The sequence below is a fragment of the Achromobacter pulmonis genome (assembly GCF_902859765.1).
Taxonomy (GTDB): Bacteria; Pseudomonadota; Gammaproteobacteria; order Burkholderiales; family Burkholderiaceae_B; genus Achromobacter; species Achromobacter pulmonis.
Genome location: NZ_CADIJV010000003.1, coordinates 343125 through 362524, shown reverse-complemented (window position 1 = coordinate 362524; position 19400 = coordinate 343125). Strand labels below are relative to the sequence as shown.

Sequence of the window (19400 nt, the reverse complement as noted above, 5' to 3'; positions counted from 1 at the left end):
CCTGCCAGCCACGCCGGCCACGCCGGCGCCGCTGGCGCGCGGCGAGGCGGCCAGCTTCGACGCCGCCACCCTGAGCGCGCTGGCGCGCGCGGTGCATCTGTCGGACGCGGGCGTTTCGATTCTGCTGCAAGGCGAGACGGGGGCCGGCAAGGAAGTGTTCGCGCGTCAGCTGCACGCGCGCAGCCGCCGCGCCGGCGGCCCGTTCGTGGCGGTCAATTGCGCGGCGCTGCCCGAAACCCTGATCGAATCCGAATTGTTCGGCTACGAAGACGGCGCGTTCACTGGTGCGCGCCGCCAGGGCAGCAAGGGCTTGCTGCGGCAGGCGCACGGCGGCGTGCTGTTCCTGGACGAGATCGGCGACATGCCGCTGGCATTGCAGTCGCGCCTGCTGCGGGTGCTGCAATCGCGCGAAGTGTCGCCGCTGGGCGCGGCGCGGCCGGTGCCGGTGGATTTCACGCTGGTGTGCGCCACCCATCGTCCGCTGGCGCATGAAGGGGCCGGCGCGCCGGTGCGCGCCGACCTGTATTTCCGCATCGCCGAATACACCGTGACGCTGGCGCCGCTGCGCGAGCGCGTCGATCTGCGTGAACTATTGCGCGCGCAGTGGGCCGCGCAAGGCGCGGGGCCGGTGTTGCCGGCCGAGATCGAGGAAACCCTGGTGCGCTATGCCTGGCCCGGCAACTACCGCCAACTGGCGGCGGTGCTGCGCACGCTGCATGTGCTGGCGGGCGCGTCAGGCGTGGTCGAGCGCAACATGCTGCCGGCCGACATCGGCGGCGCGGCGGTGGCGGCGTCCCTGCCGCCCGCGACCAGCCTGCAGGCGGTGGCCGACGATGCGATCCGGGCGGCGCTGGCCGCGCACGCGGGCAACGTCAGCGCCGCGGCGCGCGCACTGGGCGTGCATCGCAGCACGTTATACCGGCGCGCCGCCGCACTGGGGGTGGCGCGTCCGCGCTGATCCGGGGTCAGCCGACCAGCCGGGCCAGCTCGGCGCCCGGGTCGGGGGCGCGCATGAAGGCCTCGCCGACCAGGAAGGCATCGACCTTGTGCTCGCGCATGCGGCGCACGTCCTCGGGCGCCAGGATGCCGCTCTCGGTCACCACGCGCTTGCCGGCGGGAATGCGCGGCAACAGATCCAGCGTGTTCTGCAGGCTGGTCTCGAAGGTGCGCAGATTGCGGTTGTTGATGCCCAGCAGCGGCGTCTTGAGGGTCAGCGCGATGTCCAGTTCCTGGGCATCGTGCACTTCCACCAGCACGTCCATGCCCAGCTCCATGGCCAGCGTTTCCATCTCGCGCAGTTGCGCCGGGGTGAGCGCGGCCACGATCAGCAGCACGCAGTCGGCGCCCATCGCGCGCGCCGAGATGATCTGGTAGGGGTCGATCACGAAGTCCTTGCGCAGCACCGGCAGCGAGCACGCCGCGCGCGCCTGGCGCAGGTGGTCGTGCGAGCCCTGGAAGAACTGCACGTCGGTCAGCACCGACAGGCAGGCCGCGCCATGCACGGCATACGAGGATGCAATTTCAGCCGGTTGAAAGGTCTCGCGCAGCACGCCCTTGGACGGCGAGGCCTTCTTGATTTCGGCGATGACGCCGGCCTTGCCCTGCGAGATCTTGTCTTCGATGGCCTGGGCGAAGCCGCGCACGTCCTGGCGCGCCTGCGCTTCGCGCAGGACTTCGGCTTCGCTGCGCATCTGGCGCGCGGCGGCGACTTCCTCGGCCTTGACGGCGAGGATCTTCGCGAGAATATCGTTCATTTCTGGAATTTCCGGGTATATGCGCAGAAATCTTCCAGCTTGGCTCGCGCCGCGCCGGTGGAGATCAGTTCAAATGCTAGCGCTAACGCTGCGGGAATGGAATCGGCTTTGTTGCCTGCGTAAATGGCCAGGCCCGCATTGAGCGCGACGATATCACGGGCGGTGCCCGGGACATTGTCCAGCGCTTCAATGACAAGCTCGCGCGATTGTTCGCGATTGGACACCTTGATGCCGCGGTTGGACATCATGGATAGCCCGTAGTCCTCGGGGTGGATCTCGTACTCGCTGATCTTGCCGTCCTTGAGCTCGCCCACCAGGGTGGCGCCGCCCAGCGAGGCCTCGTCCATGCCGTCCTTGCCATGCACCACCAGCACGTGGCGCGAGCCCAGGCGTTCCAGCACGCGCACCTGGATGCCGACCAGGTCGGGGTGGAACACGCCCATCAACTGGTTGGCGGCGCCGGCCGGATTGGTCAGCGGGCCGAGGATGTTGAAGATGGTGCGCACCGCCAGTTCCTTGCGGACCGCGGCTACGTTCTTCATCGCGCCATGGTGGGCCGGCGCGAACATGAAGCCGATGCCGGTGGCCTGGATGCACTCGGCCACCTGCTCGGGCGTCAGCACCAGGTTGGCGCCCAGCGCTTCCAGCACGTCGGCGCTGCCGCTCGAGGACGAGGCGCTGCGGTTGCCGTGCTTGGCGATGGGCACGCCGGCCGCCGCCGCCACGAACATGGCGGTGGTGGAAATGTTGAAGGTGTGGCTGCCGTCGCCGCCGGTGCCGCACATGTCGAGCAGGTCTTCGGGGTTGGGCGTGACCACCGGCGTGGCGAATTCGCGCATGACCTGCGCAGCCGCGGTGATTTCGCCGATCGTTTCCTTTTTCACGCGCAGGCCCATCAGCAGCGCGCTGGCGATCTGCGGCGACATCTCGCCGCGCATCAGCGTGCGCATCAGGTGCAGCATTTCGTCGTGGAAAATTTCGCGGTGTTCGATACAGCGCGTCAGCGCTTCGGAGGGGGAGATCGTCACGGTGCGTCCTTCTTAGGCGAGGTTCAGGAAATTGCGCAGCAGGGCGTGGCCGTGTTCGCTGAGCACGGATTCGGGATGGAACTGTACTCCGTACAGGGGCAGCGTCTTGTGGCGCACGCCCATGATGTCGCCATCCGGGGCCGTGGCGGTCACGGCCAGGCAGTCGGGCAGGGTCGCCGGGTCGATGGTCAGCGAGTTGTAGCGGATGACAGTGTACGGCGTCGGCAGGCCGGTGAAGATGTCCGTTCCGGTATGCGAAATCTGCACGGTCTTGCCGTGCATGATCTGCTGGGCGCGGACGATGTCGCCGCCATAGGCGGCGCCGATGGCCTGGTGGCCCAGGCATACGCCCAGGATCGGCTTCTTGCCGGCGAAGGCCTGGATGACGGGCACCGAGATGCCGGCCTCGGCCGGCGAGCAGGGGCCGGGCGACACGCAGATGCGGTCGGGGTTGAGCGCGGCGATCTCTTCCAGGGTGATCTGGTCGTTGCGCGCCACGCGCACGTCCTCGCCCAGCTCACCGAAGTACTGGACCAGGTTGTAGGTAAACGAGTCGTAGTTGTCGATCATCAACAGCATTTTTTTCTCCAGGCGGGCCGGCGCGCGGCCCGGGGCGGTCATTGGGGGCGTCGGGCGTCTCAGATGGGCTCGTCCAGGCCGTGCTGGACCTGCTCGGCGGCGCGCAGCACGGCGCGGGCCTTGGCCTCGGTCTCGGCCCATTCGGCTTCGGGATTGGAGTCGGCAACGATGCCGGCGGCGGCCTGCACGTACAGCGTGCCGTCCTTGATGACGCCGGTGCGGATGGCGATGGCCACGTCCATTTCGCCGCCATAGCTGAGGTAGCCGGCCGCGCCGCCGTAGATGCCGCGGCGCACGGGTTCGAGTTCGTCGATGATCTTCATGGCCTCGACCTTGGGCGCGCCGGTCAAGGTGCCGGCCGGGAACGAGGCGCGCAGCACGTCCATGCTGCTCATGCCGGGATTCAAGTTGCCGGTGACGTTGGACACCAGATGCATCACGTGCGAATAGCGCTCGATCACCATGGTGTCGCTGACCTTGACCGAACCCACTTCGGCGACGCGGCCGACGTCGTTGCGGGCCAGATCGATCAGCATCACGTGCTCGGCCACTTCCTTGGGATCGGCCTTGAGCTCGGCGGCCAGGGCGGCGTCTTCCTCGGGCGTGGCGCCGCGCTTGCGGGTGCCGGCCAGCGGGCGGATGGTGACCTGCGACTTGGGCGCGCCGTCCACCACCACGCGCTCCTGGCGCACCAGGATCTCGGGCGAGGCGCCGACCACCTGGAAATCACCGAAGTTCCAGAAGTACATGTAGGGAGAGGGATTGAGCGAGCGCAGGGCGCGGTACAGCGAGAGGGGGGAGTCGCGGAAGGGCTTGGCGATGACCTGGCCGATCTGCACCTGCATCAGGTCGCCGGCGGCGATGTGCTCCTTGGCGCGGCGCACGGCCGCCAGGTAGTCTTCCTTCTTGAAGTCGCGCCGTTCCTCGGTCTGCATGCTGGCGTGGCTGTAGGGGATCTCGACCGGGCGTCGCAGGCGCGCGCGCAGGTCGTGCAGGCGCTGCTGCGCGCGGCTGTAGCTTTCGGGCTGGCCCGGGTCGGCGTAGACCATCAGGTAGATGCGGCCGGCCAGGTTGTCGACGATGACCAGCTCGTCCACGTGCATCAGCATCAGGTCGGGGGTGCCGCCTTCCATGCCGGCCGGGAACGGTTTGACGGCGGGGCCCAGGCACGGCTCGATGTGGCGCACCGTGTCGTAGCCGAAATAGCCGGCCAGGCCGCCGCAGAAGCGCGGCATGCCGGGGCGCAGGGCCACCTTGAAACGGGCCTGGTACTGCTCGATGAAGGCCAGCGGATCGCCGTCATGGGTTTCCACCACCTGGCCGTCGTGCAGCACTTCGGTGCGGGTGCCGCTGGCGCGGATCACCGTGCGGGCCGGCAGGCCGATGAAGGAATAGCGGCCGAAGCGTTCGCCGCCCACCACCGATTCCATCAGGCAGGTCATGCGGCCGCCCTGCGGGCCGGCGTGGGCCAACTTCAGGTAGATGCCCAGCGGGGTGTCCAGGTCGGCGTAGGTCTCGGCGACCAGCGGGATGCGGTTGTAGCCTTGGGCGGCGAGGGCTTTGAATTCGATTTCGGTCATGGCGGGTCTCGTGGGCGATGGGTATCTGCTTGGGACCGGGCACACAACAAAAAGCCCGGTCCAGGTTACTGGTTCCGGGCTTGGCTCTGTGTTCTACACAGTATCGGCGCTGGGAGGCTGGGACGCGTCCAGGGCCGGGAAGGGAATCATCGCCACCCGGAAGACAAACGCCACCAGCGCCACGAGGCGCCGAGCATCTGGTTCTGGATGGAAACGTTCATTTGGGTGATGTCGATTCGGTAATTCAGGTGCCGTGAAGCGGGTGCCGTCAGGCAGCGCGGACCCGGTTTCAGGCCTGGGCCTTGGCGGCGTTCTGGTTTTGGTTCCAGAGCGCCACCCACTGGGCGGCGTTGACGAGCGTGTCCACTATACCATCGACATCGAGCTCGCGCACGTCACGGCCCTCGTTGTAGCCATACGGCACCACCAGCACCTGGGTGCCGGCGCTGCGCCCGGCCTGGGCGTCGTTGATGGAATCGCCGATGGTGACGGCTTCGGCCACCGTCACGCCCAGCAGTTCGCAGGCGTGCAGCACCTGGTCCGGGTCGGGCTTGCGGCGGGCGCAGGTGTCGCCGCACACCACGGCGTCGAAAAACCCCGCCAGGCCGGTGCGTTGCAGCAGCGGCAGGGTGAATTCGGTGGGCTTGTTGGTGACCACGGCCAGCTTCAGACCCTGGCCGCGCATATGCTTGAGGCCTTCGATGACGCCCGGGTAGACCTGGGCGCGTTCGCCGTTGACCAGGTGGTAGTGGCGGTAGAAGGCCTCGCGCGCCAGGGCGAAGTCCTCGGGCGACGGGTCGGCGGCGTCCAGGCTGCCGGCCAGGCTGCGGCGCACCAGGTTGTCCACCCCCTTGCCGACGAAGGTGGCCACGACATCCTCGCGCAGCGCGATCATGCCGAGTTCGACGCGCATGGCGTTGGCGGCGAAGGCCAGGTCGGGGATGGAGTCGAGCAGGGTGCCGTCCAGGTCCAGCAGCGCGGCGCGAAAGGGAGTCATGGCGGCTTTCCTCAGACGGCGGTGGTTTCGCCGATGGCGATCTGCTCGCGCATGGACTTGATGATGCCGGGGTAGTCGGGCTTGCCGAAGATGGCCGAGCCGGCCACGAAGGTGTCGGCGCCGGCGCGGCGGATTTCGGCGATGTTGTCGATCTTCACGCCGCCGTCCACTTGCAGCAAGATCTCCTGGCCGCCGGCCTGGGTCCAGGCGTCGATGCGGGCGCGGGCCTCGCGCAGCTTGGCCAGCGCGCCGGGGATGAAGCTCTGGCCGCCAAAGCCCGGGTTGACCGACATGATCAGCACCAGGTCGACCTTGTCCATGACGTGGTCCAGGTAGGACAGCGGCGTGGCGGGGTTGAACACCAGGCCGGCCTTACAGCCGTTCTCGCGGATCAGCGACAGGGTGCGGTCGACGTGGCGGCTGGCTTCCGGGTGGAAGCTGATGTAGTTGGCGCCGGCCTTGGCGAACATCGGCACCAGGGCGTCCACCGGCTCCACCATGAGGTGCACGTCGATCGGCACGGAAACATGGGGACGGATCGCCGCGCAGACCATGGGGCCGATGGTCAGGTTGGGCACATAGTGGTTGTCCATCACATCGAAGTGGATCCAGTCGGCGCCGGCGGCGACCACATCGCGCACTTCCTCGCCCAGGCGGGCGAAGTCGGCGGACAGGATGCTGGGGGTGATGCGGGTGGTGGTAGACATGGCGTTCGGGGTGGGTAAGGGCATAATGTGCCATTATTGCAGCTTGCTCGTGCCACACAGGAAAGGACTGTGAAACCCTACGACCTGAGCGTCTCTGTCACTCCGCGCTTCGTGCCTGAACAGTCCGATCCCGGCGAACAGCAGTTCGTGTTCGCCTATACCGTGCGCATCACCAACACCGGTGAGCATCCGGCCCAGGTGATCAGCCGCCACTGGATTATCACCGATGGCAACCAGCGCGTGCAGGAAGTGCGCGGGCTGGGCGTGGTGGGCCAGCAGCCGCTGCTGGCGCCGGGCGAGACCTTCGAATACACCAGCGGCTGCCCGCTGCCCACGCCGGTCGGCACGATGCGCGGCACCTATCATTGCGTCGGCGAGAACGGCATTCCGTTCGAAGTGCCGATTTCCGAATTCGTCCTGGCCATGCCGCGCACCCTGCACTGACGGGACGCGGCCATACGTTGTACGGTTTTCCATCTGCTCATGAAGCGCATTCTTAGCCTGTCCGTGCTGTCGGTCCTGCTGGCGGCGTGTACCACCCCTTCAGAGATCCCGCCCGAGTCCGGCGGGCCCGGCGCGCCCGGCGCCCGCCCCGCGGCCGTCGACGGCCCGCTGGTGGTGCCGGCGCTGTCGGCCCTGCCCGATACGCCGCCGCGCGCCCTGGCCGGCAAGTACAAGGCCGGCACCTGGGCCGAGATGCCGGGCTGGAGCAGCGACGACCTGAGCCAGTTCTGGCCCCTGTTCCTGCGCAACTGCAAGGGGCTGATGCGCCCGACCAGCGGCAACCTGGCCGCGCCCGCGCGCGCCACGCCGCGCGCCTGGCAGCCGGTCTGTGCCGCTGCGGCCGACCCGTCGCGGGCGCCGGCCGCCAACGATCCCGAGGGCGTGCGCCGCTTCCTGCAGACCTATCTGCAACCGTGGCGCCTGAACACGGCCGACGGCAAGCCGGCCACCAATACCGTCACTGGCTATTACGAGCCGTTGGTGCGCGGCTCGCGCCGCCAGGGCGGCAACTACCAATGGCCGCTGTACGCGGTGCCGGCCGACCTGCTGACCATCGACCTGGGCTCGGTCTACCCCGACCTGGCCGGCAAGCGTGTGCGCGGCAAGCTCGAAGGCAAGCGCGTCGTGCCCTACGACACCCGCGCCGCCATCGAGGCCTCCGGCCGCCGCCCGCCGGTAGTGGTGTGGGTGGACGACCCGGTCGACAATTTCTTCCTGCAGGTGCAGGGCTCGGGCCGCGTGCTGCTGACCGACGGCCCCGACAGCGGCAAGACCATCCGCGTGGCCTACGCCGACCACAACGGCCAGCCCTACGTATCCATCGGCCGCTGGCTGGCCGAGCGCGGCGAACTGTCCGCCGACCAGGCCTCGATGCAGAACATCCGCGCCTGGGCCCGGCGCAATCCCAAGCGCGTGCCCGAAATGCTCAATGCCAACCCGGCCGTGGTGTTCTTCCGCGAAGAGCCGGTGATCGACCCCGAACTCGGGCCCAAGGGCGCCTATGGCGTCAACCTGGCGCCGAAACGCGCCATCGCGGTGGACGCCGGTTTCGTGCCGCTGGGCACGCCGGTGTTCCTGGCCACCACCTTCCCGGCTTCCGACCGGCCGCTGCAGCGCCTGGTGTTCGCGCAGGACACCGGCACCGCCATCCGCGGCGCGGCGCGCGCCGACTTCTACTGGGGCTTCGGCGATGAGGCCGGCCAGCAGGCCGGACGCATGAAGCAACGCGGCCAGATGTGGCTGCTGTGGCCGAAACAGGCCGGGGAGCCGAGCGCAAGATGACACACCAGATCGTGGTTTGCGGGGCCGGCATCGTCGGCCTGTCCTCGGCCCTGGCGCTGGCCCGCCGCGGCCAGCGCGTGGCCCTGCTGGCGCCGCGCGTGACCGTGCCGCCGGCCGATCCCAACCATTACCATGCGCGCGTCTACGCCATTTCGCCCGCCAGCCAGCGTTTCCTGGCCGAGCTGGGCGTGTGGGAGGCGATGCCGTCGGCCCGCCTGACGCCGGTGCAGGCCATGGAGATCCATGGCGACGCCGACGGCCTGGTGCACCTGAACGCCTGGCAGGCGGCGCTGCCGCAATTGGCCTGGATCGTCGAATCCGGCGAAATCGAGCGGGTGCTGATCCAGGCGGTGCGCATGTTCGGCATCCCCTGGCTGGAAGACCGCTGCACCGGCTACCAGGCCGGCACGGTGGAAACCGAGAGCGGCGCGCGCATCCAGGCCGAATTGTTCGTCGGCGCCGATGGCGCGGCCTCGCCGCTGCGCACCGCCGCCGGCCTCAAGCACGATGCGGTCTCCTACAACGACACCGGGCTGGTGGTGAACCTGGACGCCGAGCGCGCCCACCAGGGCACCGCCTTCCAGTGGTTCCGCGACGACGGCGTGCTGGCGCTGCTGCCGCTGCCGGATACGGCCGACGGTCCGCAGGTGTCGATGGTCTGGTCGATGCGCGACGCGCAGGCGCGGGAATTGCTGGCCTTGCCCCCCGACGCGCAGGCGCCCCGGCTGGAGTCGCTGCTGGAGCACGCGGCGCAGGGCCGGTTGGGCCGCCTGAAGGTGCGCAGCAAGCTGCATGGCTTCCCGCTGACGCTGGAACGCGCGCAGATGGTGGCGCCTGGCATCGCGCTGGCCGGCGACGCCGCCCACCGCCTGCATCCGCTGGCGGGGCAGGGGCTGAACCTGGGCCTGGGCGACGTCGAGGCGCTGGCGCGCACCGTGGCCGGGCGCGAGTCCTACCGCCAGGCCGGCGACCTGCGGGTGCTGCACCGCTACCAGCGCGCCCGCGCCGAGCCGGTGCTGGCCCTGCGGCTGGCCACCGACGGCCTGCACAAGCTGTTCGGCTCGCGCGCCACGCCGCTGGCCTGGCTGCGCAACGCCGGCATGCATTGGGTCGAGCGCGCGCCGTTGATCAAGCGGCGCCTGATCGCCGGGGCGTCGACCAACTGAGCATCAGCCGCCGGCGTGGAACCCGGCGGCGGCCGGCAGGTCTGATTCCGGCTCCCCCGGGCGCGCATTCCCGCGGCGCGGGGAATGCATCGGTTACGCTTTCGGCCGTAGACCGCGATATGTCACGATCCAAACAGGAGTCCGCATGAATTTCCGTTTCCCCGCCGTATTGGCCGCCAGTTGCATGGCCGCGGGTCTGGGCCTGTCCGGCGCCCTGGCGCACGCCGCCGGCGACAAATCCGTCTCCACCACTGCGGTCGGCCAGACGGACAAGGGCAGCAAGCGCTATGCCACCACCCAGGTGGCGCCGGCGGACCCGGTGGCGGACGCGGTCAAGGACCGTTTCCGGCAGCGCTTCACCGGCATGGACGTGACCGCGGTGCGCCGCACGCCCTATGGGCTGTTCGAGGTGCAGGTGGGCATGGACCTGATCTACACCGATGAAAAAGTGACCTGGGTCATGGAAGGGCCGCTGATCGACGCCATGACGCGCCGCGACGTCACGCGCGAGTCGCAGGAAAAGCTCGGTTCGATCCCGTTCGATCAGCTGCCGCTGGACCTGGCCCTCAAGCAGGTCAAGGGCGACGGTTCGCGCAAGGTCGCGATTTTCGAAGATCCCAACTGCGGCTACTGCAAGCAGCTGCGCAAGACGCTGGAAGACGTTGACAACATCACCGTCTACACCTTCCTCTATCCAATCCTGTCGCCGGACTCCAATACCAAGGTGCGCGATGTCTGGTGCGCCTCGGACCCGGGCCAGGCCTGGGATGACTGGATGCTGCGCGGCAAGAAGCCGGCCGCCGCCGATTGCAGCGTGCCCGAGGACAAGCTGCTGGCGCTGGGCAAGCAACTGATGGTGCGCGGCACCCCGACCCTGTTTTTTGCCGACGGCTCGCGCATCAGCGGCGCACTGCCGCTGGACCAGCTCAAGGCACGATTGAACTGACCGGCGCGGGTCGCGTCGGCCGGGCGGCTGGCGCGGCAAGCGCCACGCCACCCGGAGACAGACTTGAAAATCGCAATACTCGACGATTACCACGACGTCGCCAAGCGCTACGCGGATTGGGAATCCCTCGGCGGCGATGCCGAAGTGCGGATCTTCAACAACTTCATCCCCGATGACCAGGTCGACGCGACGCTCGAACCCTTCGACGTGATCGTGGCCATGCGCGAACGCACGCCGTTCCCCGCCGGCCGCATCCGCGCGCTGCCGAACCTGCGCCTGCTGGTCACCACCGGCATGCGCAACAACGCCATCGACCTGCCGGCCTGTGCCGCGCAGGGCATCGTGGTCAGCGGCGCGCCGGGCAGCGCTGACGCCAGCACCGCCACCGCCGAACTGGCCTGGGCCCATATCCTGGGCCTGTTCAAGCACTTGCCCGCCGAAGACGCGGCAATGCGCCGCGGCATGTGGCAGACCGGCATGCCCGAACCCCTGGCCGGCAAGCGGCTCGGCGTGCTGGGGCTGGGCAAGCTGGGCGCCGCGGTGGCCAGGGTCGGGCTGGCCTTCGGCATGGACGTGGTGGCCTGGAGCCCCAACCTGACCGACGAGCGCGCCCGCGAGGCCGGCGTCACGCGGGTCGACAAGCACGAACTGTTCTCGACCTCCGACGTGGTCAGCCTGCATCTGATCCTGTCCGAGCGCAGCCGCCATATCGTCGATGCCGCCGCGTTGGCCGCGATGAAGCCGACCGCCTACCTGGTGAACACCTCGCGCGCCGGACTGGTGGACCAGGAGGCGTTGATGGACGCGCTGGTGAAGTTCCGCATCGCCGGCGCCGGCCTGGACGTGTATCCGGAAGAGCCGCTATCGCCAACCGACAGCGTGCGCGACCTGGACAATGTCATCCTGACGCCACACCTGGGCTATGTCAGCCGCGAGAACTTCGAGGCCTTCTACCGCAACGCGTTGGAGGCCGTGAAGGCCTGGCGTGACGGTCAGCCGGTGCGGGTGTTGAACGCCTGAGCCGGCTCGACGAAAAGGCCCCGAAAATCCACCGGCGGGTGGGTCTTCGGGGCCTTTTGCCGTGCGCGTTCGGCGCGCGCGGGGCGGCGTTCAGCCGCGGGTGAAGATGACTTTCTTTTCGACGATGCCGGCCGCATCCGGCGTGGCGGGCGTATCGCCACAGGCCTCGTCGGTTGCCGCCGACGGATCGACCGCGTCGAATGCCGTGTCGCCATTGGCATCCGGCACCCCGGTCGGCTTGAGGCCGACGAAATCGAACAGGTCGCGGTCCATCAGGTGCGACGGCACTACCCGCGAGAGCGCGTTGAAGACGTTCCATGAACGGCCCGGATGTTGCCGGTCCCATTCCTTGATCATGCGGCCGACTTCCTTGCGCTTCAGGTTTTCCTGGGAGCCGCACAGGTTGCAGGGGATGATCGGGAACTGCTTGAGTTCGGCGTAGGCGATCAGGTCGGTTTCCGGCACGTAGGCCAGCGGCCGGATGACGGTGTGGCGGCCGTCATCGGACACCAGCTTGGGCGGCATGCCCTTGGCCTTGCCGCCGTAGAACAGGTTCAGGAAGAAGGTGCCCAGGATGTCGTCGCGGTGATGGCCGAGCGCGATCTTGGTGGCGCCCAGCTCCGAGGCCACGCGGTAAAGGATGCCGCGGCGCAGGCGCGAACAGAGCGAGCACATCGTCTTGCCCTCTTCGAGCACGCGCGTGACGATGGAGTAGGTGTCCTGGGTCTCGATGTGGAACTTCACGCCCAGCTCGGTGAGGTAGCGCGGCAGGATGTCGGCGGGAAAGCCGGGCTGCTTCTGGTCGAGGTTGACCGCGATCAGCTCGAACGGGAACGGCGCGCGCTTTTGCAGCTGGAGCAGGATGTCCAGCATGGCGTAGGAGTCCTTGCCGCCCGACAGGCACACCATCACGCGGTCGCCCGACTCGATCATGTTGTAGTCGGAAATGGCGCGCGTGGTTTCGCGCGCCAGCCGCTTGGTCAGCTTGTTGCCTTCGTGGCGGGCCTTCTTGTCGTCGGGGCCGGCCACGGCGGCGGGGCCAGCCGGCGCCGCCGCATCGGTGTTTTCCGCCACGGCGCGGATGTCAGGGGAGGCGATATCGTTCATGGTCAACGCGAGATCTGGATTTCCACGCCCACCGCCGCACAGTCGGAAAAGGCCATGGGCTTGCTGATGCGCAGGCGCAGCGAGCGGATTTCATGGAAGTCGGCCAACAGGCGCGCGGCGACTTGTTCCACCAGGGTTTCGATCAGGTTCACGTGCGCCTGGGTGCATTCCTCAACGATGGCCTCGCGCAGGCGGCGGTAGTCCAGCACGCTGTGGATGTCGTGGTCATCGACCGAGCGCTGGATGTCGACGTCGAATTCGGCATCGACGTGCAGCGGCTGGGTCGCGCGGCGTTCGTGTTCGAGGATGCCGATGCGGGCGTCGAGCGCGAGCCCGGAAAGGATGATGCGGCGAGTGGGCATGATGAAAACCTGGGTGGAATCCCGGAATTGTAAGGCGGCGGCGGACCGGGCCGGGTCCGCTGGCTACAATCCGGCCATGGCCGGGCGCCCGCGCGGGGGCGGCGACGGCGAACAAGGGATGAAATGCAACAGATGCACGATGCGGTCATTGTAGGGGGCGGCCCGGCCGGCGCCTCCTGCGCCCTCTGGCTGGCCCGGCTCGGCCTGGCGCCGCTGCTGGTCGAGGCCGGCGGCCGCCTGGGCGGCCTGAGCGCGGGCAACCCATTCGTCGACGACTGGATCGCGGTGCTGCCCGGCATGACCGGCGAACAGGTGGCCGCCAACATCGACACCAGCGTGCGCGCCGCGGGCGTGCCGCTGCGCCTGGACACCCGGGTGACGGCCGTGCGGCCGTGCAAGGGCGGCATCGAGGCAACGCTTTCCGGCACCAATGGGGACGTATCGCAGGTGCGCGGCCGCACCCTGGTGATCGCCTCGGGCGTGCGTGCCAAGGGCTTTCCGGAACATCCGCCCGGCTCCAGCTGGCCCGGCGTGCTGATCGGGCCGGGTTCGCCCATCGTGGCGCAGGACTACTCCGGCCTGTCGGTGGCGGTGCTGGGCGGCGGCGACAACGCTTTCGAGAACTACGTCTACGTGCGCAACCGCGGCGCCCGCGCGGTGCACCTGTACGCCCGCAGCGTGCGGGCGCAGCAGCAATGGGTGCTGCGCGCCGGCAAGGAAGGCGTGCGCATCGGCCCGTATCAGGTCGACCCGGCCACGCGCAGCGTCGACGGCCAGCGCTATGACCTGATCCTGGTGTTCTACGGCTGGGAGCCGCAGGCGGCGTTTGCCGACGGCCTGCAGCTGGCGCGCGACGAGCGTGGCTACATCCGCACCGATTTCGCCACCGCCGAGACCAGCGTGCCGGACATCTACGCCATCGGCGAGGTGGCCCACCGCATGCGTCCCTGCGTGGTCACGTCGATGGCGGACGGCGTGGTGGCCGCCAAGGCGATCCAGCGGCGCTGGGAACGAGCCGGGGAGTAGCGCCGGGCGCGCCGCCACGATGCGCCGCCGGCTGCGCACGCGTCCGGATTGAGTTCCGCCAGCGCACGGGTAATAATAATTATTCTCAAATAAGCCTGTCCGGTCCTCCCGGATCGTTTCCCATGTTCCATTCCCGCGCCAGCCGCGCTACGGCCGCCGCCGACTATCACCGCATCGACGCGGCCTTCGATCTCGCCAACGGCCGCGGCCTGCGCGCCGGCGTGTTCCGCCGTGGCCGCACCGAATGGCGCGAAGAAGCCCTGTATCTCGGCCTGAAGGTCATCCTGCTCGACGGGCGCGTCAGCAGCCGGGTCGAGGACCGCCAGTCGCTGGCCCTGCGCGGCCCAGTGCTGTGCCTGGCCTGGGCGCCGGGGCAGGCGCGCGGCGCCGACGCGTTCGAGGCCGGCGTCGACCAGCAATTTACGCTGGCGACGTTGCCGGCGGGGCAACTGCGCGACGAACTGGGCATCGACCCTGATTTCCTGCGGGGCCTGGATCCCGCGGCGGGCGCCGACGGCCCCGTCTTCTGGCACGGCGCGGCGGGCCGCGAGGCGCGGCGCGTCGCGGCCCAGGTGCGGGTCTGCCCCTACGAGGGCGCGGCGCGCGCGCTGTATCTGGCGGCCAAGAGCCTGGAATTGGCGGCGGTGGCCCTGGCCCAGGCCGGGCAGGCGTTGTCCGCTGGCGGCGCCGCGTCGCCCGTGGCCGCAGCCCGCGAACTGGATGCGGCGCACGAGGCGCACCGCCGCCTGGCCGCCGATCTGCGCGAGGCGCCATCGCCCGCGGCGCTGGCGCGCGAACTCGGGCTCAACGCGCGTCAGCTGGACCTGGCGTTCAAGCGCGCCTTCGGCGTCAGCATGGCGCGCCATCTGCAGGAAACGCGCCTGACGCGCGGCCGCGAGCTGATCCTGAACGGCGGCCTGAGCGTGTCCGAAGCGGCTTGGCACGTGGGCTACGCGCCCGCGCATTTCTCGGTGGCCTTCCGGCGCCGTTTCGGCGCCGTGCCCAGCAGCCTGCGCTGAGCGCGCCGGGGCCGTCGGGTGCGACAAGCACGGGCTTCAGCGCGCCAGTAGGAACCCCAGCACCGCTTCGCGGAATTCATCCGGTTGTTCGATGTTGGACAGGTGCACCGCCTCCAGCAGGCGCCATTGCGCGCCGGGCACGGTCGCGGCGATCTGCTCGCCATGGCTGGCGGCGGTGACGGTGTCGTCACGGCCCGCGATCACCAGCGTCGGCCGCGGGATCAGCGCGATGGTGCGGCGCAGGTCGGCATCGCGCACCGCCGCGAACGCGCCCGCCAGGCCGTGCCGGTCGGTGTTGAGCAGCATGTCGCGGAACGTGTCGATGACCGGTCCGCCGGCCTGCAGCATCGCGGCCGGGAACCAGTTCGCCAGGAAGGTCTCGGCGGACTCCTTCATGTCCGGCGCCTGCAGCGTGGCGGCGATGCGCTCGTCCCATTGCGGCGCGGGCCCGAGATAGGGCGAGGTGTTGGCCAGGATCAGGCGGTCGATGCGGTCCGGCGCATGCACGCCCAGCCATTGGCCGATGATGCCGCCCAGCGACAGGCCGAGGAAGTGGGCGCGTTCCACGCCCAGCGCATCGAACAGCTCCAGCACGTCGCGGCCGAGCCGGTCCAGCGAATAGGGGCCGGCCGGCACGCTGGAATCGCCATGGCCGCGGGTGTCGAAGCGCAGCACGCAGAAGTGCCGCGCCAGCGCCGGCACCAGGTCGTCCCACATGCGCAGCGTGGTGCCGATGGAGTTGGACAGGGCCAGCACCGGCAGGCCGGCGTCGCCGTCCCAGCGGTAAGCGATGCGGGCGCCGTCGCCCGTGGTGATGAAAGTCGTGTCGGTAGTCATGATGAGCGTCCTGTCTTGTATGAGGGAGGTGCGGGGCTCGGGGCGATGTCGCGCTCATCTGCCGGGCCGGGCAACGGTGTCGACCGTGAGACGGATCGTAGTTGCGGCCCATCCTGAAAGAAATTACAAAGATCGCACAGTCACTGTAGGAAAACCTGACATGAGAGAATTCACGCTGCACGACCTGCAGTGCTTCGACGCGGTGGTGCGGGCCGGCGGCTTCCAGGCCGCGGCCGAGACGCTACATCGCTCGCACCCCGCGGTGTTCGCGGCCGTGGCCAAGCTGGAACGGCAACTGGATCTGGCGCTGCTGGACCGCAGCGGCTACCGTGTGCGGCCCACCGCCGCCGGGCAGTCGTTCCATGCGCGCGCCCAGGCGCTGCTGCGCGAACTGGCGGGCCTGCGGGCCCATGCCGAGCAACTGGCGATGGGCCAGGAAAGCGAATTGAACGTGGTGCTCGGCGACTTCTGCCCGCGCCCGCTGCTGCTGAGGCTGCTGGGCCAGTTTTTCGCGCAGTGGCCGGCCACGCGCCTGAACCTGCACTTCGAGGCCGTGACCGGGCCGTGGGAACGGTTGATGGATGGCGATGCCGACCTGATCCTGCATCGCGTGGAACCGGGCGATGCGCGCGTCGAATGGCTGGAACTGGGCAGCGTGCCGTTCGTGCCGGTGGCCGCGCCGGGCTATCTGGCGCCGTCGCCGCGCGCCCTGCGGCCCGAGCTCCTGCACGACTACACCCAGTGCGTCATGCGCGACACCGCCCGCCACACGCCGGCGCGCGACTACTTCATGGTCGAGGGGGCGCGCCAGTGCACCGTGGCCGACCAGCTGATGAAGAAGGAGATCATCCTGCTGGGCCTGGGCTGGGGCCACATGCCGCGCTTCCTGGTCGAAGAGGAATTGCGCGACGGCCGCCTGCTGTCGCTGGCCAACCGCCACCTGCCGGGCAGCACCGAGACGCTGGCCGCCGCGCGGCGCGCCGACCGGCCGCAGGGGCCGGTCATAGCGCGCCTGTGGGACGCCCTGCGCGCCCACGCGCCGGCCATCCGCCAGGCGGTGTCGCCGTTGAAAAAACGAAAGCCTTAATCCGGAATTCGAAAGCCTTTTGCATTGCCCGCCGCGGCGCCGTTGAAGATGATTATCAATCTTGTTGAACGGGCTGGAAGCGGAGGAAATGGTGGGTATCGAGACACGTGGGATTCGCGCGAAACGGGGGCGTCCGGCGCGCGGGTGGGCCGCTTCCCACAACGGCGCCGCATGGCTGCGGCGCGGCGCCATGATGATGGGCCTGGCGGCGGGCGCGCACGCCGGTGCGCAAACGGCTGGGCCGGCCGATACGGCCACGCTGGCGCCGGTGACGGTGCGGGGCGAGCAGGTCGGCGTCACCGAAGGCAGCGCGTCCTACACCGCGCCCAGCGTCACCATCGGCGGCAAGCTGCCGTTGTCGCTGCGCGAGATTCCGCAATCGGTGTCGGTCATCACGCGCCAGCGCATCGAGGACCAGAACCTGGCGTCGCTGGAGGACGCCATGGCGCAGACGCCGGGCATCACCATCGACCTGATGGGCTCCGCCGCGGTGCCGCAGTTCTATTCGCGTGGCTTCCAGATCGAGTACTTCCAGTACGACGGCGTGCCGATGCAGACCGGCGGTGCGTCATGGGCGCAGCCCGATCTGTTCATGTTCGACCACGTCGAGCTGTTGCGCGGCGCGGCCGGCCTGTTCAACGGCGCCGGCCAGCCGGGCGGCGTCATCAACCTGGTGCGCAAGCGTCCCACGCGCGAGCTGCAATTCAGCGGCTCGGCCAGCGGCGGGTCGTGGGACAACTATCGCGGCGAACTCGACCTGTCGACGCCGCTGAACGCATCAGGTTCGGTGCGCGGCCGCATCGCCACCGCGCAGGAAGACCGCAAGTACTTCTACGACGTGGCCAATTCGCGCAAGCAGGCCTACTACGGCATCGTCGAGGCCGACCTGGGCGAGCGCACGCTGCTGACCGTGGGCGGCAGCTACCAGAAGCGCGACTGGTTGCCCTACATGATGCAGCTGCCACGTTACAAGGATGGCGGCGATCTCGGCCTGACGCGCGGCACCTACCTGGGCGCCGACTGGAACCGCTGGGACTTCGAGAACACGCAGGTGTTCGCCGAGCTGGCGCACCAGTTCTCGTCGGACTGGAGCGTCAAGCTCAACGTCAACCAGGCCGAGGAAACCAGCAAGCTCAAGTACGCCTACGTGCGCGGCGCCGTCGACCGCCAGACCGGCCTGGGGCCGCGACTGTACGGCGGCGGCAACCAGTATCGCAATGAACAGCTGGGCGTGGACCTGATGGTGACCGGCGCGTTCGAGGCGCTGGGACGCCGCCACGAACTGGTATTTGGCGGCAACTGGTACGACCGCAGCGCGCGTACCTACAACGCCTATTCGCTGCCGGGCTTCGCGGCGCGGCCGGTGGACGTCTTCCATTACGACGTGCACGACTATCCGGAGCCGGCCGATCCGCAATGGGGCAGCAAGAGCGATGTCAAGACGCGCCAGTCGGGCATCTACGCGATGGCGCGCCTGAAGGTGGCCGACCCGCTGACGCTGGTGCTGGGGTCGCGCATGAGCTGGTGGCGCACGCAGAGCACCAATCTGATCAGCGGCCGCGGCGATCCGGCCATCAGCGAACATGGCCGCATGACGCCGTACGCCGGGCTGGTGTACGACATCGACAGCCACTGGACCGCCTACGCCAGCTACGCCGACATCTTCCGCGTGCAGAGCGACCTGCGCTCGGCCAGCGGCGGATCGCTGCCGCCGGTGGTGGGGTCCAACTACGAAACGGGCCTGAAAAGCGAATGGCTGGACGGCAGGCTGAATACCTCGTTCGCGTTGTTCCGCATCACCGAACGCAACCGCGCGCAGCGTGACCCGAACTACCCCGAGGTCGGCGATTGCTGCTACGAGGCCAGCGGCCAGGTGCGCAGCCAGGGCTTCGAGACCGAGGTGTCGGGGCGGCTCGCGCCGGGCTGGGAAGTAGCGGGCGGCTACACCTTCAACACCACGCGTTACCTGAAGGACAACAACCACGGCGGCGCGGTCTTCCGCACCTTCACGCCCCGGCACATCTTCCAGCTGTGGACCACCTACCAGCTTCCCGGCCAATGGAACCGCTGGAGCGTGGGCGGCGGCGTCAACGTCAAGAGCGGCATCTACACCGAAAGCGCGGCCCAGGGGCCGGTCAGCGGCAGCGCCGTGCGCGTGTCGCAAGGCGGCTACGCGATCTGGAACGCGCGCGTCGGCTACCGCGTCAACGAGCACGTCTCACTGGGGCTGAACGTCAACAACCTGTTCGACAAGGTCTATTACCAGCGCCTGGGCAACGCCGACATGGGCAACGCCTATGGCGAGCCGCGCAGTTTCATGCTGAGCATGCGCGTCAAGTACTGACGCCGGCCTGGAACGCATCAACCGAGTGCCCTCGGGGCACGCATCACAAGGAGAAC

At 68.9% G+C, this 19400-nt stretch carries 19 protein-coding genes; 10 read left to right on the top strand and 9 right to left on the bottom strand.

All coding sequences use genetic code 11. The annotated features are described in order from the left end of the window. The coding region (locus HV701_RS05035; protein ID WP_175131961.1) for a sigma-54-dependent Fis family transcriptional regulator at positions 1 to 958 on the top strand (958 nt) is incomplete at its 5' end. 7 nt (positions 959 to 965) lie between these two features. On the opposite strand, the gene trpC is transcribed toward HV701_RS05035, so the two are convergent. The 6 genes from trpC to rpe all read right to left on the bottom strand — a co-directional run bounded on the left by trpC (position 966) and on the right by rpe (position 6669). After that, complete coding sequence (trpC, locus tag HV701_RS05030) at positions 966 to 1754, bottom strand: indole-3-glycerol phosphate synthase TrpC (protein WP_175131960.1); 789 nt, start codon at positions 1752 to 1754, stop codon at positions 966 to 968. Then, the gene (trpD, locus tag HV701_RS05025; protein ID WP_175131959.1) at positions 1751 to 2782 is read right to left on the bottom strand and encodes an anthranilate phosphoribosyltransferase; all 1032 of its coding nucleotides are present in this window, start codon (positions 2780 to 2782) and stop codon (positions 1751 to 1753) included. Before trpD ends, trpC begins: the two co-directional genes overlap by 4 nt. A gap of 12 nt (positions 2783 to 2794) precedes the next feature. Continuing rightward, a complete protein-coding gene (locus tag HV701_RS05020; RefSeq protein ID WP_175131958.1) occupies positions 2795 to 3361 on the bottom strand; it encodes an aminodeoxychorismate/anthranilate synthase component II in 567 nt (188 codons plus the stop codon). A 59-nt stretch (positions 3362 to 3420) separates the two neighbouring features. Next, on the bottom strand, positions 3421 to 4941 hold the full coding sequence (gene trpE, locus HV701_RS05015; protein ID WP_175131957.1) for an anthranilate synthase component I: 1521 nt from the start codon (positions 4939 to 4941) through the stop codon (positions 3421 to 3423). A 289-nt stretch (positions 4942 to 5230) separates the two neighbouring features. Further along, positions 5231 to 5938, bottom strand: coding sequence for a phosphoglycolate phosphatase (locus HV701_RS05010; RefSeq protein ID WP_175131956.1), 708 nt, complete (start codon positions 5936 to 5938; stop codon positions 5231 to 5233). Positions 5939 to 5949: 11 nt separating this feature from the next. After that, complete coding sequence (gene rpe, locus HV701_RS05005) at positions 5950 to 6669, bottom strand: ribulose-phosphate 3-epimerase (protein ID WP_175131955.1); 720 nt, start codon at positions 6667 to 6669, stop codon at positions 5950 to 5952. A gap of 45 nt (positions 6670 to 6714) precedes the next feature. On the opposite strand from rpe, the gene apaG reads away from it, so the two are divergent. From apaG to HV701_RS04980, 5 genes are all read left to right on the top strand, one after another. Next, entirely contained in the window at positions 6715 to 7089 is a 375-nt protein-coding gene (apaG, locus tag HV701_RS05000; protein ID WP_054503625.1) for a Co2+/Mg2+ efflux protein ApaG, read from the top strand. A 39-nt stretch (positions 7090 to 7128) separates the two neighbouring features. After that, positions 7129 to 8430 (top strand): murein transglycosylase A, encoded by a 1302-nt coding sequence (gene mltA, locus HV701_RS04995; RefSeq protein ID WP_175131954.1) that lies wholly within the window; start codon positions 7129 to 7131, stop codon positions 8428 to 8430. Then, positions 8427 to 9596 (top strand): UbiH/UbiF family hydroxylase, encoded by a 1170-nt coding sequence (locus HV701_RS04990; RefSeq protein ID WP_175131953.1) that lies wholly within the window; start codon positions 8427 to 8429, stop codon positions 9594 to 9596. Before mltA ends, HV701_RS04990 begins: the two co-directional genes overlap by 4 nt. 145 nt (positions 9597 to 9741) lie before the next feature. Further along, positions 9742 to 10542, top strand: coding sequence for a DsbC family protein (locus HV701_RS04985; RefSeq protein ID WP_175131952.1), 801 nt, complete (start codon positions 9742 to 9744; stop codon positions 10540 to 10542). Positions 10543 to 10605: 63 nt separating this feature from the next. Then, positions 10606 to 11562, top strand: coding sequence for a D-2-hydroxyacid dehydrogenase family protein (locus tag HV701_RS04980; protein WP_175131951.1), 957 nt, complete (start codon positions 10606 to 10608; stop codon positions 11560 to 11562). Positions 11563 to 11652: 90 nt separating this feature from the next. Here HV701_RS04980 and ttcA read toward each other — a convergent pair whose 3' ends face one another. Beyond that, complete coding sequence (ttcA, locus tag HV701_RS04975) at positions 11653 to 12669, bottom strand: tRNA 2-thiocytidine(32) synthetase TtcA (protein WP_244957789.1); 1017 nt, start codon at positions 12667 to 12669, stop codon at positions 11653 to 11655. Between the two features lie 2 nt (positions 12670 to 12671). Next, positions 12672 to 13031: a dihydroneopterin aldolase gene (gene folB, locus HV701_RS04970; RefSeq protein WP_006392515.1), complete on the bottom strand. Its 360-nt coding sequence runs from the start codon at positions 13029 to 13031 to the stop codon at positions 12672 to 12674. A gap of 123 nt (positions 13032 to 13154) precedes the next feature. Between folB and HV701_RS04965 the strand changes: the two genes are divergently transcribed. Both HV701_RS04965 and HV701_RS04960 read left to right on the top strand, forming a co-directional pair. Then, positions 13155 to 14057, top strand: a complete 903-nt coding sequence (locus HV701_RS04965; protein ID WP_175131950.1) for an NAD(P)/FAD-dependent oxidoreductase — start codon at positions 13155 to 13157, stop codon at positions 14055 to 14057. A gap of 122 nt (positions 14058 to 14179) precedes the next feature. Continuing rightward, the gene (locus tag HV701_RS04960; RefSeq protein WP_175131949.1) at positions 14180 to 15076 is read left to right on the top strand and encodes a helix-turn-helix transcriptional regulator; all 897 of its coding nucleotides are present in this window, start codon (positions 14180 to 14182) and stop codon (positions 15074 to 15076) included. 36 nt (positions 15077 to 15112) lie between these two features. Here the strand turns inward: HV701_RS04960 and pcaD are convergent, their stop codons facing one another. Next, positions 15113 to 15913 carry a 3-oxoadipate enol-lactonase gene (pcaD, locus tag HV701_RS04955; protein WP_175131948.1) on the bottom strand — a complete coding sequence of 267 codons (801 nt, stop codon included), beginning with the start codon at positions 15911 to 15913 and terminating at the stop codon, positions 15113 to 15115. A gap of 160 nt (positions 15914 to 16073) precedes the next feature. Here pcaD and HV701_RS04950 point away from each other — a divergent pair, with 160 nt between their 5' ends. After that, positions 16074 to 17000 carry a LysR family transcriptional regulator gene (locus tag HV701_RS04950; protein ID WP_175131947.1) on the top strand — a complete coding sequence of 309 codons (927 nt, stop codon included), beginning with the start codon at positions 16074 to 16076 and terminating at the stop codon, positions 16998 to 17000. 190 nt (positions 17001 to 17190) lie between these two features. Further along, on the top strand, positions 17191 to 19344 hold the full coding sequence (locus HV701_RS04945; RefSeq protein WP_254595110.1) for a TonB-dependent siderophore receptor: 2154 nt from the start codon (positions 17191 to 17193) through the stop codon (positions 19342 to 19344). The last annotated feature ends 56 nt before the right edge of the window (positions 19345 to 19400 follow it).

Excerpts from the sequence above, each read along its gene's own strand:
- HV701_RS04965 (WP_175131950.1), top strand. The coding sequence starts at position 13,155 with ATGCAACAGATGCACGATGCGGTCATTGTAGGGGGCGGCCCGGCCGGC.
- HV701_RS04960 (WP_175131949.1), top strand. The coding sequence starts at position 14,180 with ATGTTCCATTCCCGCGCCAGCCGCGCTACGGCCGCCGCCGACTATCAC.
- pcaD (WP_175131948.1), bottom strand. The coding sequence starts at position 15,913 with ATGACTACCGACACGACTTTCATCACCACGGGCGACGGCGCCCGCATC.
- HV701_RS05020 (WP_175131958.1), bottom strand. The coding sequence starts at position 3,361 with ATGCTGTTGATGATCGACAACTACGACTCGTTTACCTACAACCTGGTC.
- HV701_RS05010 (WP_175131956.1), bottom strand. The coding sequence starts at position 5,938 with ATGACTCCCTTTCGCGCCGCGCTGCTGGACCTGGACGGCACCCTGCTC.
- ttcA (WP_244957789.1), bottom strand. The coding sequence starts at position 12,669 with ATGAACGATATCGCCTCCCCTGACATCCGCGCCGTGGCGGAAAACACC.
- trpC (WP_175131960.1), bottom strand. The coding sequence starts at position 1,754 with ATGAACGATATTCTCGCGAAGATCCTCGCCGTCAAGGCCGAGGAAGTC.
- trpE (WP_175131957.1), bottom strand. The coding sequence starts at position 4,941 with ATGACCGAAATCGAATTCAAAGCCCTCGCCGCCCAAGGCTACAACCGC.
- HV701_RS04990 (WP_175131953.1), top strand. The coding sequence starts at position 8,427 with ATGACACACCAGATCGTGGTTTGCGGGGCCGGCATCGTCGGCCTGTCC.
- rpe (WP_175131955.1), bottom strand. The coding sequence starts at position 6,669 with ATGCCCTTACCCACCCCGAACGCCATGTCTACCACCACCCGCATCACC.
- folB (WP_006392515.1), bottom strand. The coding sequence starts at position 13,031 with ATGCCCACTCGCCGCATCATCCTTTCCGGGCTCGCGCTCGACGCCCGC.
- HV701_RS04985 (WP_175131952.1), top strand. The coding sequence starts at position 9,742 with ATGAATTTCCGTTTCCCCGCCGTATTGGCCGCCAGTTGCATGGCCGCG.
- HV701_RS04945 (WP_254595110.1), top strand. The coding sequence starts at position 17,191 with ATGATGATGGGCCTGGCGGCGGGCGCGCACGCCGGTGCGCAAACGGCT.
- mltA (WP_175131954.1), top strand. The coding sequence starts at position 7,129 with ATGAAGCGCATTCTTAGCCTGTCCGTGCTGTCGGTCCTGCTGGCGGCG.
- HV701_RS04950 (WP_175131947.1), top strand. The coding sequence starts at position 16,074 with ATGAGAGAATTCACGCTGCACGACCTGCAGTGCTTCGACGCGGTGGTG.